The organism is Bacillus sp. BR3(2024) (genome assembly GCF_039134555.1).
GTDB classification, from domain to species: domain Bacteria; phylum Bacillota; class Bacilli; order Bacillales; family Bacillaceae_G; genus Bacillus_A; species Bacillus_A cereus.
The window spans coordinates 2,049,317-2,065,098 of the sequence record NZ_CP152433.1 but is presented as its reverse complement, the minus strand read 5'-3'; the positions used below and the strand labels follow the sequence as shown (position 1 = coordinate 2,065,098).

Here is a 15,782-nt window from a genome sequence, read left to right as displayed (position 1 = left end):
AACAGCAATTAACGTAAAGAAGGAATAGCTTAGTGGCTATCCCTTCTTTATTGACTTCTATTATTTACATTTGTTATCTGTTTTTATTGAGTATTCTCATCGTTTTTATACTCCAAAATATCCCCTGGCTGACACTCCAAAGCTTTACATATCGCTTCTAATGTTGAAAAACGAACCGCTTTTGCTTTCGCATTTTTCAAAATAGAAAGATTCGCCATCGTAATTCCAACCTTCTCTGAAAGCTCCGTTACACTCATTTTTCGTTTTGCTAACATGACGTCAATATTAATAATGATTGTCATATCCGCCACCTCAAACCGTCAAATCATTTTCTGATTTTATGTTAATTGCCTCTTGTAGAAGTCGTTGGAGGATAGCAGCAAAAACGGAGATAACGAGCGAAGCAAAAACGATAATGAGTCCCACTAACCCAATAGGAGGGTCCATTTTTTTCGCTATAAAATAAAAAAGTGGCAAACTTAATACATACAAACCACTAATTGTAATTGCACAGCGCTTTATATTCTTTAACGCCTTTACTGATAATTCCGAGAACGCTGTGTTCTCATCAATGTACTGTAAAAGATTGAAAGCCTGATAAAGAGCAACGTAAAAAGGCACAGCTGCTCCATACATCACAATGAAAACAAGATATTTCATCGGAGCAATATTAGGATACAAATTTGCTGCGAAACTCGCCATTTCCGGCACTAAAAGTATGCATAAAGCAAGCACTGAAATTCCAGCAAGAAAAATAATTACTTTTAAGAACATTGTTGAACTTCGTTTAAGATTCATTTACAATACCTCACTTATTTAATGGCAACATAATTTTATCACAACATTTATTGTTTAACAATAAATAAATATCGTTTTATTTTTGTCATGTTTTTTAATTTAGGCAAAAATAAAAAAGAATTTCTCATTACAAAGAAATTCTTTTTCTTGAAAATGCCTCTTTCAACTTAATTTTTTAAAACGTTAATTCGTAATGGAAATAACGATTATCTCTCAAATAGCCATTTTCAGCGTATAATCGTTGTGCTGATAAATTATCAATCTCTGTTTGCAATTTTACACCTTTTGCTCCATTTTCTAATGCGTATTCTTTAGCAGCTTCTAATAATTTTTTACCTGTTCCGGCTCCACGCTTCGCCGCTTGTACAAATAAATCATTTAAAATCCATAATTCTTTCATTGAAATGGAAGAAAATGATGGATATAGTTGCGTGAATCCAATATATTCGTCGTCTTCAACTGCTACGAAAATAACAGACTCTTTTCTCTCAATTCGATTTCGTAAAAATACTTTTGCCCCTTCTAAATCAGAATCTTGTCTATAAAACATGCGATAGTTATTAAAAACTGATGCCAGTCCATCTAAATCTGCAATTGTTGCCTCATATATTCTCATTTTACTCCATTCCCCTTCCAATACTGTCTCATTATATCCGTTGCCCATTTAGGCTGGTGTATTTCTTCTGTCGGCATAAACTCTTGCATTATTGGTTTTATATCCAATATAGGAGTGCCATCAATAGCATCTAATCCCTCAACAATAATTGATTTACCTTCTCTTTTGATCACCTTTACAATTGTTACACCTATGCGATTCGGACGATTTTTCCCGCGCTGTGCAAAAATACCTACTTCAGGATAATCCTTATTATTTCTAGGATGTCTAGCAAAATACTGAATTTGCTCGTCAGTTACTTTATGAAAATAAAAAACAACTTCAATATGAGAAAAATCTTCAATCCCTTGTATACTTTTTTCTGCATACATTTCAGTTAAAGTTATACGGGATCTTACTTCTCCCCACTCATCATCTTTTATTTCCTTTCTTTCATTATGTACAAATGCGATTGGTTGAACTGAAAACATACGCATTCCCCCTTAAATGTAACCACTTACATTATAAAGTATTTTCTGAATGTTTTCCAGATATACGAATTAAGTTTACATAATATAATTATAATCTATTTATCTAAAGCTACCTTGACTGCTTCAATTGCATGTATATGGGTCGTATCAAATATCGGGACTGATACGTTTTCTTGCTTTATTAATAAACCTATTTCCGTACAACCTAATATAATTCCTTGTGCTCCTTCTTGTACTAATTCTTCTATAACCCTTTTATAATACTCTCTAGATTGAACTACTATTTTTCCTAAACATAATTCTGTATATATTACTTCGTTTACTTTTTCTCTATTTGTTCCTGATGGTACTATTACTTTTATATCATGCTCTTCAATACGTGACTTATAGAAATCTTGCTCCATTGTATATTTAGTTCCAAGCAGACCAACCTTTTGAATGTCTTTTCTTTTAATTTCTTTTGCAGTTGCATCAGCAATATGTAAGACTGGAATATCAATTTTCTCCTTTATTTTTTCAACTACCTTATGCATTGTATTTGTACAAATGATTATAAAGTCTGCTCCTCCCTTTTGTAATGAATATGCCGCATTCCCTAGAATTTCTCCAGCACCATCCCAATCTCCGCTAGACTGACATCGTTCAATCTCTTCAAAATCCACACTATTAATCAAACATTTTGCTGAATGTAGCCCTCCTAATCTCTCTTTTATTTCTTCATTAATAATTCGATAATATTCAGAAGTTGATTCCCAACTCATGCCACCTATAAGACCTATCGTTTTCATATAAACACCTACCTAAACTATTTTTATAAAACTAATAACAATGTTTTATTATGTATAATATACATAATAAAACAAGACTTTAAGTTTGGAATATAAAGTCTTGTTTTACGGAAATATGGAAATAATAAAGAATAATTCTACTTTCATTTCCAAGGAAATTTTTATAGAATATTCTGAAATTAACAATCTGATGTTTTTATAAATTCTTTATACTTATAATTAAAACACTCTCGATACAGCTCTTTGATTTCATCATATGATGGAACACGTGGATTATTAGCTGGGCTACCACTTTCAATTGCATCTGATGCCATTTTAGAAATAGCATTTTCAAATTTAATTTCATCGATTCCGTATTCTTTTAAATTTGGAATACGAAGATCAAAGCAAAGTTTTTTTATTTCACCAAGTGTGTAGTCTGCTACTTCCTCATCAGAATTCGAATACAAATCCTTATTTAAACTACGTCCAATTTTTGCTAACCTTTTCATTGCACTTGTTTTTGTAAACTCTAACACTGTAGGTAATAGTATGGCATTTGATATTCCATGCGGTACATGAAATAATGCTCCCACTGGCCTTGACATTCCATGAACTAATGTAACTGATGCATTAGAAAATGCAATTCCAGCTTGTAAGGAAGCAATCATCATCGCTTCTCTTGCCTCCATATTACGTCCATCTTCATATGCTATACGTAAATATTTCATAATACTTTCAATAGCTGAAAGAGCAAGTACATCTGTAAGTGGTTGTGAAAATTTAGAAATATAAGCTTCAATCGCATGACATAACGCATCTATTCCTGTTGCTGCCGTAATTTGTGGGGGTAACGAACTTGTCAAAACTGGATCTATAATTGCTACTTTCGGTATAAAACTAGGATGCTTCATCATCATTTTTACATCTGTTTTTTTATTCGTAATTACTGCTACACTTGTAACTTCCGATCCAGTACCAGAAGTTGTTGGAATTGCAATAAGTGGTAGTGGATTGTTTTCTATTTTAATATCCTTTTGGACATAATCCTCAACTTCTCCACCATTTGTATATAAAACCGCTACCGCTTTCGCAGCATCAATACAACTTCCACCACCAATACCGATAATAAAATCGCACTTTTCCTCTTTACAAAGAGATAACGCTTCTAATACGTGTATATTTGTAGGCTCAGCATCCACTTTATTATATGTACTAACAGTAATACCTTTCTTATTTAGTTGTTGCATACACTTTTCAACATATCCTAATTTCTCCATAATTGTATCAGTAACTATAAAAGCTCTTTTCCCTAACTTTTTTGATTGTTCTCCCAGTTTTTCAAGCGAATTCCTTCCATATAATACCGACTTTGGCATACGAAACTCAGAAACCTCTTGCAAGTCCCCCACCCCTTCTTATCCTAATTAATATTTTATAACATAAATTATCGATTTGATGAATCTTTACGATTCAAATTTTTTAATAGAGTCCTGTTAAAGTATAGAATGCGATAACTAAAAATACAGCAACCGTTTTCAAAATTGTAATAGCAAATATATCTTTATATGACTGTTTATGTGTTAATCCTGTTACTGTAAGAATAGTAATAATAGCCCCGTTATGTGGTAGTGTATCCATTCCTCCTGATGCCATTGATACGATACGGTGCATAACTTCTAATGGAATATCAAATTGATTGGCCGCTGCAATAAATTTATCTCCCATTGCACTTAATACTATTCCCATTCCTCCTGATGCCGATCCTGTAATTCCAGCTAAAATATTTGTCGTTACTGCACCATTCACTAACGGATTTGTGAAAGTAGCAGAGATGCCATCTCTCATAATTGCGAAACCTGGAAGTGCTGCAATGACACCACCGAATCCAAACTCAGCTCCTGTATTCATCGTTGCAAGTAGCGCTCCATCAATACTTGTATTCAATCCAGCTTGGAAACCTGTTACTACTCGCTTCCAATATAATAATAACGTTGTTAAGATCCCTATAATAAGTGCCAATTCTACAGACCAAATTCCTACTACTGCACTTAATTCTACTTTTCCAAATGCTTTCATACCAATTGCAGAAAAATCAAAACCGCTTGGATACCACTTCGGTATCATAATAGTAAACACTTTATTCATTACACCTACTAAAATAAGTGGTATAAATGCAATAAGTTGTTGTGCTCTTGTGATTTCAATGTTATTAATTAATGGCATATTTTTTTGTTCAACTTGCAAAGATGCTGCCATTTCAGTATTTCCATCATTAAAACCAAAGTATCCTTCACCTGCCGCTTTTGCCTTCTTACGTCTACTCTCTAAATATAGTAAACCTAATGTAAGAACAAAAATTGCTCCTACAATCCCAAGTATCGGTGCAGCATAAATATCCGTTTTAAAAAATGTTGTAGGTATTACATTTTGAATTTGTGGTGATCCAGGTAACGCATCCATTGTAAACGTTACTGCTCCAAGAACAATCGTTCCAGGGATTAAACGCTTTGGAATATTAGCTTGTCGAAACAACTTAGCTGCGAACGGATAAACAGCAAACACTACTACATACACACTAACACCACTATACGTTAAAATAGCCCCCATTAATACAATCGCTAATATAGTACGTTTTTCACCAACTAACTCAATAATTGTTTTTGCGATAGAATCTGCAATTCCTGACATTTCCACTACTTTGCCAAATATTGCTCCTAATAAAAACACAGGAAAATATAATTTTATAAATCCAACCATTTTCTCCATAAAGATATTAGAAAAGAAAGGTAATACATAACTAGGTTCTGTCAAAAATACTGCAAATAATGCAAATATCGGCGCGAATAAAATAACAGAAAAACCTCTGTATGCTACGAACATAAGTAAACTTAGTGCTAATAATATAATAACTAACTCCAATTTTACCCCTCCATTAAACAGAATATTCTAAATTTTATTGATAAATTTCTACTAACCTTTTAATTCTGACATCCCTCCTCTTATTCATACAAATTTTTATGCTAAAAATGTCTAATTATAATTATTCGATTACATATGAAAAATCCCTTTAAACAGAAACGAATTCATCGTCATACGTTATAAAGGGATTGCTAGAATCTATATTTACTGCTTTATTAAATTTTTCTCTACACAAAAATGATACAGTTCTTCAACATCTTTCACTATGTAGGTCGCACTAACTTCAGTCAGTTCTTTTTCACAGCCATAGCCATATAAAACACCAATTGAAGCAATTCCATTCTGATTTGCACCTATTATATCGTGCTTTCTATCACCAATCATTATCATTTCTTCTTTATTTAGTTCTTCATTTGTTTGTAAAATATGAGCAATTATTTCTTCTTTTTTTATTCTCGTACCATCTAAATTACTTCCAATGATGTCTTCGAAATAATTCGTTAACTGAAAATGCTCTATAACTTGTTTCGCAAATACAGTGGGCTTTGAAGTTGCTACGAATATGCGATTCCCTGAACTTTTTAATTGTTGCAAGAGCTTCAGAATCCCCTCGTATACATTATTTTCAAACAATCCACGCTGCTTTAAATACTTACGGAAGTAAAAAACAGCACGTTCAACCTCTCCTTCACTCATATTATATCTCTCTACGAATGATTGCTGAATAGGAGGACCTATAAATGAATCTAACTCACTTATATGTACTTCTTCAATTCCTACTTTTTTTAACGCATACAAAACCGAATTTACAATTCCTTCTTTCGGATCCGTTAAAGTTCCATCTAAATCAAATAGAAATGTTTTATACATGTTTCATTCCTCCACTTAATTTGCTGTATAAATAACTGCTAACATCTCTTCCACTTCTCCCTATTATACTATCATTATCTATTTTTTCGAAAAATCAATTTCCATATGTCACATACTTTCAGTTACAAAATACGATAGATATGATAAAGTAAAAAAGTTACAATTATTTTAATAGAAACTGGTGAAACAAATGTCAATTACGTTAATTTTTATAATGGCTTTCACAATTGTAATCCACGCAGTTGAAACAAGCTCTTATAGTATTCGATTAGCTGGAGTACGTTTAAAGAAGATTGCGGTTGCCTTGTCTGTTGTAGGAATGGTGTTACTTATTTCAAGAACATCAAACTTACTACAAGCCTTTTTAATCGGTGGTATTGTCGATGAAGCAAAACTAGATTCTTCTATTAATTTAGAGCATATTATACGACTCGTACTATTATCGGCTTCTATCGGTACATTAATCGCGATCATTCTTTATCCAACTTTGACAAAATTATTTGGATATGTCATTCAAAACTTTGAAACAGACGGTTCTTTCATTCGAATGATGAAAACGAATAACATTCAAAAATTAAAGTACACAAAAAAATATGTCCGTTTTCCAAAGTTAGAAATGATTCATAGACTGCGTATCGGTGGTATTCCAAAGCGTATTATGCTTATTAACATGTTTGCTACTGCTATTTATACAGCAGGGGTACTTTCAGCCCTTTACGCTTCTTTTTTAAATCCAGATTATGCAACAAATGCAAGTACAGCTTCTGGCCTTGTAAATGGTTTCGCCACTATTTTATTAACTGTATTACTCGATCCACGCATTGCTCTTTTAACAGAACGTGCTCTACAATCAGAAAGCGGTGCTGAATCTATGAGTAAAATGTATGGTTGGCTAATGATTTCTAGACTTCTCGGCACATTATTAGCACAACTGCTATTTGTACCAGGTGCTTACTGGATTTTATGGATTATTGAACTGATGCATTAATTTACTAGAAAGGTGAATTTATCAATGAAGATCAAAACAGAGAAAGATATAATTCGCTTAATAGAAAACGACGAATGGATGATGAATGTATTACAAATGGCAAAATCACTAGAGCTACCTGATTGGTGGATTTGTGCCGGATTTGTTCGTTCTAAAATTTGGGATACTTTACATGACTATGAAGCTAAAACGGCTATGCCTGATGTTGATGTGATTTATTATGATAGTCTACATCAAGATGAGATATACGAACAATCATTAGAAACGAAATTAATGAATATTGATGCTACTATCCCTTGGTCTGTAAAAAATCAAGCTCGTATGCATGTAGTGAATAATATGCCACCATATTCTTCTTCTGTTAATGCTATATCTAAATTCCCTGAAACAGCAACGGCTTTAGGAGTTACACTTGATGAACTAAACAACGTTATCTTAACAGCCCCATGTGGTATTGAAGATGTCCTTTCCTTACAAGTGAAACCAACAGCTCATTTTCTTAAATCGAAAGAACGATTACATATGTACAAAAACAGAGTTATAAAAAAGAATTGGCAAAGTAAGTGGCCTAGCATCACAATCACATATCCAGAAATTTAGAAAGGGTGCCTCTCATTTATAGAAGCACCCTTTTCTTCATTTCAAAAAATGTATGACTGTTTCTGCAAATCTATCTGCTTCCTCATAATGAGGTGAATGACCGCTCTCTTCAAATATGATATACTTGCCGTTTCGGGCATCTTTATTAAATGTTTTAATTTGTTCTTCACACGTTAATACATCATGTTTTCCTACTATTAATAACATTAGATTTTGTACATCTTTTATTTTTGATAATAATGATGTATGACATGCTCCCTCTAATTTTAATCTATCAAAGTGAATTTTGGAGCGATTTGAAAATATTTCCCACTCTTCATCACTGTATAAACTCTCATCTGTCCTATCTTCCTTATTATTGTAAATCTCCATTCTTTTTTCTTCTAATTCAGCGCTTAATCTTATATAAGCTTCTAACAACTCTTCTGAACTAGCATCGCTAGATGAATAAGCAAAGCATTCTTTTGCTATTTCTTCTTTTCCATACTTTTTTAATAAATGCCCTGTTTTTTGTAACAAAGCCCTACTTGTTAATGCAAAATTAAAAGTTGGTCCTTCAAATATTATTTTCTCTATTGAACTTGGATATATCGACGCATAAAGCAATGCTACATATCCACCGAAAGAGTGTCCAATTATAGACCACTTCTCAATTTGTAATACTTTTTTTAATTCCTCACAGTCTTCAATCAAATCATTTAATCCAAAAGCTTCGTCTTCAGTAATTTCTTCTGATCGACAAACACCTCTTTGATCTATCATAATTACATATAGAGAATCTTTTAAACGTTCCGCTTGATGAAATGAAAAATCATAACAACTTTCTCTTGGTCCACCATGCAAGGATAAGACTGGCTTATTTTTAGGATTTCCATGTGTTTCAACGTATAGCTTTTTCCCTCTAATATTCATGTATTTCCCTGCTTCTATCAAATTTTCCTTTATGATCACCACCCCTTTTTTACTGAATATTATAACATTTAATATTAAATAATTCCTATTACATTTAAGAAGACGATAATTATTGCAAGTGGTGCTACAAATCGAAGTAAAAATGCCCAACAAGTAAATACTTTCTTTCCATAATTTCCACCTACAAAAAACTCTGCTTCTAGTACCTTCTTCTCCATTTTGAATGAAACGAAAATACTAATAAATAGTGCTCCAAGTGGCATTAATATATTACTAGATAAGAAGTCTACTGCATCAAAAATATTCTTTCCGAAAATCGTAATATCACTCCATACTCCAAATGATAACGCTGATGGTATACCTACTAAGAAAATGCCGAAACCGATCAGCCATGATAATTTCGTTCTCTTTTCTTGTTCACCATTTGCTAATGCTGAAACAACTGTCTCTAACAGAGAAAATGCCGATGTTAATGTCGCAAATGTAAATAGTGCAAGAAATACTGTTAAGAAAAATCCACCGAATGGAATTTGACTAAATACAGATGGTAATACGATAAATAGTAATCCAGGTCCTTCTGTTGGCTCCATTCCTAATGAAAATACAGCCGGAAAAATAGCAAGACCCGCAAATAAAGAAACAAATAAATTCAATCCAACAATTGTTATTGCTGATTTTGGTAAACTTTCTTTTTTATTTAAATAGGAACTATACGTGACCATAATCGAAATCCCGATACTAATCGCAAAGAATGATTGCCCCATTGCGAACAAAATACTTTCCGAAGTAATCTTTGAGAAATCTGTTTGTAAGAAAAACTTCACACCTTTCATTGCATCATCAAGTGTTAACGAACGAATAATAAGAGCGACAAATAAAACGAACAATGCTGGCAACATATATTTACTTGCTTTTTCAATTCCATTTTGTACACCTTTTGATACAACCCATATCGTAATGAACATAAAAGCGAAATGTCCTATAATCGCCCAAGTGGGATTTCCAATTGTTTCAGTAAATAATGCTCCGTAATTTTGTCCCGGAGTAATAAGTTGTCCCGTTACTCCTCTGAATAAATAAATTAACACCCATCCACCTACAACGCTATAAAACGAAAGTAGTATAAAACATGTTCCAACGCCAAGTCGTCCAATCCAATGCCATCCTGTATTTGGCGCGATACTTTTAAATGCTCCAACTGCTTGTTTCTGCGTACTGCGTCCAATCATAAATTCAGCTATAAGTAGCGGTAGTCCAATTAAAACAGTAAATAATATAAATATTAAAAAGAACGCTCCTCCCCCACTCTTCCCAGCGATATAAGGGAACTTCCATATCGCACCAAGTCCAATTGCTGATCCGGCTGCCGCCATTATAAAACCTAATTTCGAAGTCCATTGCTCCGTCTGTTTCATCTCATTTTCCTCCTAATTAAATCTTTTTATATAAATAAACAAATTTTATAAACCTATTCAAATAAACCCTCCATTTCTTCTTCCATATAATAAAAAATGGCCTAGCATCTCTATATAAAGAGACGCTAAGCCATTTACTTAACGCGGTACCACCCTTATTGATTCCATTATGAATCCACCTTAGTAGTAATCGTTTGATTACAAACCTAATATCGAAGGTTAACCGTTAAGATTTACTAAGAATGTAATTCCGTTCCACCTTACTGCTCCTAGGCGAGTTCAGGATGTCATTTGACTATGTCACACCAACCCATAGCTCTCTGTACAAATACATGACCTTACTACTCCTATTCAACACATTGTAATATTTAGAATATATTTTCTTTTGAAATTAATATGAAGTATATCGGTTATATTTGTAACTGTCAAGGGGTATATTGATTTTTTGTCGAAATGGTTCATATTGATAACTCACTTTTACTAAGCTTATTAGCAAAAGAAAGAGTCTATATTTTCATCTTTTCAAACGAACTAAAAAAAAATCTTCGCGATAATCGCAAAGATTTTTTTTATGGTATAAGACGAGTACAATCTCTCGGAAAAGCACTAGCCTCTCGTACATTTGTTAATTCTAATAGTTTATATACAATCCTTTCTAACCCAATTCCGAAACCTCCATGTGGTGGACAACCATATCGGAATGTATTTAAATAAGATTGAAATTTCTCTGGATGTAATCCTTTTTCTTTAAACGAAGCGAGTAACAATTCATAATTATGAATTCGCTGTGCCCCTGACGTTATTTCTAGCCCTTTATATAATAAATCGAATGAATCAGTAATAGCTGGATTCTCTTTATTTTGCATCGTATACATCGGTCTCGCTTCTTTCGGATAATGTGTAATGAAAACAAATTCACTATTATATGTTTCCTTTACATATTTCCCTAGTAACTTTTCACCTTCTGTATCTAAATCCCCTACAGGAGATTCTTTACGATACTTACTTTTCAAAATTTCTTGTGCTTCTAACAATGTAATTTTAGGTATTTCAGTAATAACAGGTACTTCTATTTGTAATAGTTGTAGTTCTATTTCACATTTTTCCGCTACTTGTTGAAACATATATCGTAAAACATCCGTTTCTAGTTGCATCACTTCATAAAAATCATGAATAAAACCAAGTTCTACGTCTAACGATATATATTCATTCAAATGACGGGAAGAATTATGATGTTCCGCTCTATATACAGGTGCAATTTCAAAAACTCGTTCTAACCCACCTGCCACCATCATTTGCTTATAAAACTGTGGTGATTGTGCTAAATAAGCTTCTTTTTGGAAGTATGGAAGCTTAAAAACATTTGCTCCTCCTTCTGCCCCTTGCGAAACAATTTTCGGCGTAAAGATCCGTGTAAAATCGTTCTCTATAAGAAATTCACTAAAGCTCTGAACGAGTGTAGATTTCACTTTAAAAATCGCTGCGGTTCGCTCATGCCTTAATGATATTACTCGCTCATTAAGTAGTTGATCTAAGCCAACTTGTAACTTCTTTTTATTTATTTCAAATGGAAGTGGCTCTGCACCGTTTATTACTTTCACTTCATGAGCAAGTACTTCAACACCCAATTCTGTTTTCGATGTCTCGACTATCTCACCGATTACATGGACAACACTTTCTACATCAACTTTATATCCGGCCAATTCATTTTCTAATACACATTGAATTACTCCTGTTCTGTCCCGTAATAATAAAAAACTAACATTTCCAAGGTGCCGAATTTTTTTTACCCATCCTTGAAGTAATACAACCTTTCCACTTTGCTTTGTACATTCTTTTGTGAGTGAACGCTTCATTATTGAATCCATTATTTTTCCCTCCAGTAATTTTATATTTATTTACGTTATTGTTGTCATCGTCATCATCCACGGTCACTCACCCCCTTTCAAAGAATACAAAAATCCGCCCCTATAAATAGGGACGGATTTTTTTCCGCGGTACCACCCAAATTGTCATACTGACCATCTTAGCCCTGATAACGGTAGGTACCGTTTGCTTTTACTAATAATCACGTTCAAAGCAACACTCACAGGTGTCTTTCCATCATGCGGTATCGCAACCTTCCCAGCAACCGGCTGCTCTCTGTAGATCTTTGCACCATGTACTTTTCCTGATCATCACTTTTTATATTTACAGAGTATTCTAACTCCTTACTTTATAAAATGCAAGCCTTTTTTAAAACATTCTGATTTTCTAACTCCTAGATTCTTCTAAAGTGTGAAAAGTTAATTTTGTAATACATATTCTTATGTATTAAATCCAAAATTACACCTTTAATATTTTCCAATTTTTACATAAAAACTAATTCATTTACGCATATTAATAAAAATTTTAAAGCGAGGTGTGTTTATGCAAAAAGCAATTAGTTTCTTTCTCCTTTTGTTTTGCTTAATTGTAGTAAACGAAACGTATGCCTATTCACCAAAATCTTTACCAATCTCTCAAAACTCTGATCAATGGCAAGTGAATATTGATAAACCGAAAAAAACAAACAAGAATATGCTTCAAGCTAAAAAAGATGAATTTCAAACATATCATTTTTCAGTAAAGAATGTCGGGAATAATGAAGTATATAATGTAAACGTCGAAGTATTCCGCAACGAACCAAATAAGAAAACGAAATATGAACTCTTTTCCCTAAAGGAAAGTCGTTTGGCAAGTGGAAAAACTGGATTTGAACACGCTAATTTACCTGTTGCTACAAAAGCGGATGAGGTTGATGTAATTATTACATGGCAAGAACACCCTTTCCGCTCCATGAGAAATGGTCAAAAAGTTGAGTCTAGAAAATTTAAAGAGCATTTTGTTTTTAAAGAAGCTAAAAAATAAATGGGATACGGATATATTCACACTATCATTGATATAGCTTTATTTACTAGTACCAGTTCGTAAGCAAATTAAAAAGTCGTGGCTTATAAACGCCACGACTTTTTATATTAATTCGTACTAATGCCTCTCGCTGCCCAAATGCGATCAATATCAGCAGCATGTTGTCCGCCATATAAAAGAGCATCCGCTTGCTTAATCGCTTTCGCTCCATCACTGAATTTAGAGTTTGGTGTTAATGACCAGTGTGATTGTAAAATGATTTTTGTTGCTACATCACGGCCAAAAGCTTGTGCCATTTCGTATTGGCCTTGAGCCCAAATTTCACCATCATCATGCACTTCATTCGTTATATCTTTCGGATATACTTTATTATTATCTAATCGGCGTAAGCATGTTGGATCTGAACTAGAATAAGCTGTCGCATCCCATTCTCCAACACATGCTTTACCATATCCAGTAGTCGATACTGCATCTTCATATGTAGCACCTAAGAAGTCCCCAAATCCTTCTCCCATCGCTCCACCTTCTGCTGAACTACCAAAGCCAGGAACTTGGTTATCTTGAATCGAATGCCCATATTCATGTGCGATAATACCAGCATCTTCTGCATCATCAACACCGCCAGTACCGAAAGTCAAAGCTTTTGTTGATGGAGAATAGAATGAGTTATCATCAGTTGTACCATTAACATTCACTTTTATCGAACGGTTATTAATATTTTTAAAACCTAGACTTTGAATGTAACGTTGCAATGTGTCGATATGATAGTACGACATAACATCTTCAAAGCTATCATTTGCGCGTGTATAGTTAAATTGTAAATTCGTAGATTTTGTTTTCGCTTTTGAAGAAATCGTTACATATTCTCCAATTAAAAATCCTGTTCCATCTAAACCTTTTAACGTAACAGTTTTCAGTTGGTTCGTTAGAGCTGTTGAATCTGCATCGTTATTATCTTTTAAGCCTACTTTACTACCGCTAGATACGACTGGGTTAGGTAAAAATACTTTTCCTGACCCTTCAGCTTTTCGGTTTATATCAACCTTTTTAATTAACTTTCCATTTTCTGCATCAATAAATGTTTCCCATGCACCAAATGGATTATTAGAATGGACTACAACTTTATATACTGGACGAGCAATTCCTTCTTCAACAATATATCCGAACTCTTTATCTGTAGGAGCCCATAAATTTTGCTCACTTGCTTCTCCAACATACGCCATTGATTTTTGTATTGCATCTTTTTCACTAATTTTTGTCGTTACTTCCTTCACACCTGTAACAGGCTGATAATCAGAAACAGCGAGTACTCCCTTTCCCTCTCCGTTAAGAGTAACTGTTATTTGTTTTGAAAATACAGGTGCACCATTAACAACTTGTTGGAACCTAACATATGAAGCTACTGATGTTTCTGTTGTAGAAATATATTGCAAGTCTGAAAGATCTGTTTTCAATCCATACTGCGCAGCATTTTCTTTTAAATATTCAGTTGCTTTTTTCTGTGGCGAATAAGCTTCTAACTTTACTTGCTGTTGTTTTTCCAATGCCGAAACCGTAGAAATCGTCCCCATTACTAACGGCACGGTCATTGCCATTGCCACCATTTTTTTATTAAACATAGAACCACTCCCCCTAATAAAGTAGCTCAACCTTATCCCATTACCACTAGGCAATCATTCCCCGCAAAACGGATGGATAAAAATTGAATCTACGAGTAATTCTCTATGAACACTTCTATTACCTTTCCATTTAGGGTAAGTGAAATTTTCTCAATATTTATGTGTAAAGTGAACACAATACTTTAGAAATATATTTCTAAAGTATTTCCATAACTCTTAACCTTTTTAAATTACTTTGTAAAAAACAGGATATTTTTTTACCTAACGGTAGGTTGAAAAAAATATTTATGAATGATACGATTTATATAACCTTTTTGTAGGAGGCTTTATTATGAGCAAAAGTGAAGAAACACTCTCTTCAATTATGGAAGCAAGCTATCGACTGTTTGCCGGACATGGCATTACTAAAACGACCTATTCTATGATTGCTGAAGAAGTCGGAATTGCTAAACCGTCCATTTATTATTACTTTAAATCTAAAGATGCATTAATCGAATGTATTTTCACAGAATTATGTGCTGCGATGCAGTTTTCTTCCTTCTTCCATACAGAAGAGTTTACGAAAGAAAATTTTATTGAGAAATGCATTGAAATTGGATTCAAAATAATTGATGAACAGCAGAACGATCCTTATTTTAATCGTGTGTTGCAAGAATATTTATTACTATCTTCAAGAAATGATATGTACAAAGATCGATTACTAACTGTGCAAACAGAATATTTACAAGGGTTTGAATCACTCCTTACAAAAGCAAATGAGCTGCAATTAATTGAAAATAAAAATCTATTTTCAAAAGCTCATATGTTAGCATTAGTGCTTGATAATGTCGGGAATTTTATGATGTTACATGTGGATATAGATTATAGACAAATATGGATGGAAGCTGTAAACAGTATTTTTGAAAGAAGGGATTGA

The 15,782-nt window shown here is 33.4% G+C and carries 16 protein-coding genes and 2 other annotated features; of the genes, 4 read left to right on the top strand and 12 right to left on the bottom strand.

The window, feature by feature from the left end:
• Nucleotides 1–83: 83 nt before the first annotated feature.
• From V7S45_RS10735 to V7S45_RS10700, 8 genes are all read right to left on the bottom strand, one after another.
• Nucleotides 84–302: a helix-turn-helix transcriptional regulator gene (locus V7S45_RS10735; RefSeq protein ID WP_000152532.1), complete on the bottom strand. Its 219-nt coding sequence runs from the start codon at nucleotides 300–302 to the stop codon at nucleotides 84–86.
• 10 nt (nucleotides 303–312) lie between these two features.
• The gene (locus V7S45_RS10730; protein ID WP_025687384.1) at nucleotides 313–798 is read right to left on the bottom strand and encodes a DUF2975 domain-containing protein; all 486 of its coding nucleotides are present in this window, start codon (nucleotides 796–798) and stop codon (nucleotides 313–315) included.
• A gap of 175 nt (nucleotides 799–973) precedes the next feature.
• Complete coding sequence (locus V7S45_RS10725) at nucleotides 974–1,414, bottom strand: GNAT family N-acetyltransferase (RefSeq protein WP_001223868.1); 441 nt, start codon at nucleotides 1,412–1,414, stop codon at nucleotides 974–976.
• Complete coding sequence (locus V7S45_RS10720) at nucleotides 1,411–1,884, bottom strand: SAM-dependent methyltransferase (RefSeq protein WP_025687383.1); 474 nt, start codon at nucleotides 1,882–1,884, stop codon at nucleotides 1,411–1,413. Before V7S45_RS10720 ends, V7S45_RS10725 begins: the two co-directional genes overlap by 4 nt.
• A gap of 95 nt (nucleotides 1,885–1,979) precedes the next feature.
• Nucleotides 1,980–2,672, bottom strand: a complete 693-nt coding sequence (locus V7S45_RS10715) for an aspartate/glutamate racemase family protein (protein WP_000848563.1) — start codon at nucleotides 2,670–2,672, stop codon at nucleotides 1,980–1,982.
• A gap of 179 nt (nucleotides 2,673–2,851) precedes the next feature.
• A complete protein-coding gene (locus V7S45_RS10710; RefSeq protein WP_025687382.1) occupies nucleotides 2,852–4,054 on the bottom strand; it encodes an iron-containing alcohol dehydrogenase in 1,203 nt (400 codons plus the stop codon).
• Between the two features lie 79 nt (nucleotides 4,055–4,133).
• Complete coding sequence (locus V7S45_RS10705; protein WP_089607463.1) at nucleotides 4,134–5,573, bottom strand: GntP family permease; 1,440 nt, start codon at nucleotides 5,571–5,573, stop codon at nucleotides 4,134–4,136.
• 204 nt (nucleotides 5,574–5,777) lie between these two features.
• Complete coding sequence (locus V7S45_RS10700; protein WP_342761803.1) at nucleotides 5,778–6,443, bottom strand: HAD family hydrolase; 666 nt, start codon at nucleotides 6,441–6,443, stop codon at nucleotides 5,778–5,780.
• A 190-nt stretch (nucleotides 6,444–6,633) separates the two neighbouring features.
• Here V7S45_RS10700 and V7S45_RS10695 point away from each other — a divergent pair, with 190 nt between their 5' ends.
• Both V7S45_RS10695 and V7S45_RS10690 read left to right on the top strand, forming a co-directional pair.
• Nucleotides 6,634–7,431 (top strand): lipid II flippase Amj family protein, encoded by a 798-nt coding sequence (locus tag V7S45_RS10695; RefSeq protein WP_000028915.1) that lies wholly within the window; start codon nucleotides 6,634–6,636, stop codon nucleotides 7,429–7,431.
• 24 nt (nucleotides 7,432–7,455) lie between these two features.
• On the top strand, nucleotides 7,456–8,031 hold the full coding sequence (locus tag V7S45_RS10690; protein ID WP_025687380.1) for a nucleotidyltransferase family protein: 576 nt from the start codon (nucleotides 7,456–7,458) through the stop codon (nucleotides 8,029–8,031).
• A 36-nt stretch (nucleotides 8,032–8,067) separates the two neighbouring features.
• Here V7S45_RS10690 and V7S45_RS10685 read toward each other — a convergent pair whose 3' ends face one another.
• The 3 genes from V7S45_RS10685 to aspS all read right to left on the bottom strand — a co-directional run bounded on the left by V7S45_RS10685 (nucleotide 8,068) and on the right by aspS (nucleotide 12,226).
• Complete coding sequence (locus V7S45_RS10685; RefSeq protein ID WP_342761802.1) at nucleotides 8,068–8,943, bottom strand: alpha/beta hydrolase; 876 nt, start codon at nucleotides 8,941–8,943, stop codon at nucleotides 8,068–8,070.
• A gap of 74 nt (nucleotides 8,944–9,017) precedes the next feature.
• The gene (locus V7S45_RS10680) at nucleotides 9,018–10,358 is read right to left on the bottom strand and encodes a sodium-dependent transporter (RefSeq protein ID WP_025687378.1); all 1,341 of its coding nucleotides are present in this window, start codon (nucleotides 10,356–10,358) and stop codon (nucleotides 9,018–9,020) included.
• A gap of 115 nt (nucleotides 10,359–10,473) precedes the next feature.
• Nucleotides 10,474–10,722, bottom strand: a binding site (T-box leader).
• Nucleotides 10,723–10,927: 205 nt separating this feature from the next.
• Entirely contained in the window at nucleotides 10,928–12,226 is a 1,299-nt protein-coding gene (aspS, locus tag V7S45_RS10675) for an aspartate--tRNA(Asn) ligase (RefSeq protein ID WP_025687377.1), read from the bottom strand.
• 105 nt (nucleotides 12,227–12,331) lie between these two features.
• Nucleotides 12,332–12,545, bottom strand: a binding site (T-box leader).
• Nucleotides 12,546–12,767: 222 nt separating this feature from the next.
• Between aspS and V7S45_RS10670 the strand changes: the two genes are divergently transcribed.
• Nucleotides 12,768–13,247, top strand: coding sequence for a hypothetical protein (locus V7S45_RS10670; protein ID WP_001167906.1), 480 nt, complete (start codon nucleotides 12,768–12,770; stop codon nucleotides 13,245–13,247).
• Nucleotides 13,248–13,354: 107 nt separating this feature from the next.
• On the opposite strand, the gene V7S45_RS10665 is transcribed toward V7S45_RS10670, so the two are convergent.
• Nucleotides 13,355–14,866: a M36 family metallopeptidase gene (locus tag V7S45_RS10665; protein ID WP_000482273.1), complete on the bottom strand. Its 1,512-nt coding sequence runs from the start codon at nucleotides 14,864–14,866 to the stop codon at nucleotides 13,355–13,357.
• Nucleotides 14,867–15,197: 331 nt separating this feature from the next.
• On the opposite strand from V7S45_RS10665, the gene V7S45_RS10660 reads away from it, so the two are divergent.
• On the top strand, nucleotides 15,198–15,782 hold the full coding sequence (locus V7S45_RS10660; RefSeq protein WP_025687376.1) for a TetR/AcrR family transcriptional regulator: 585 nt from the start codon (nucleotides 15,198–15,200) through the stop codon (nucleotides 15,780–15,782).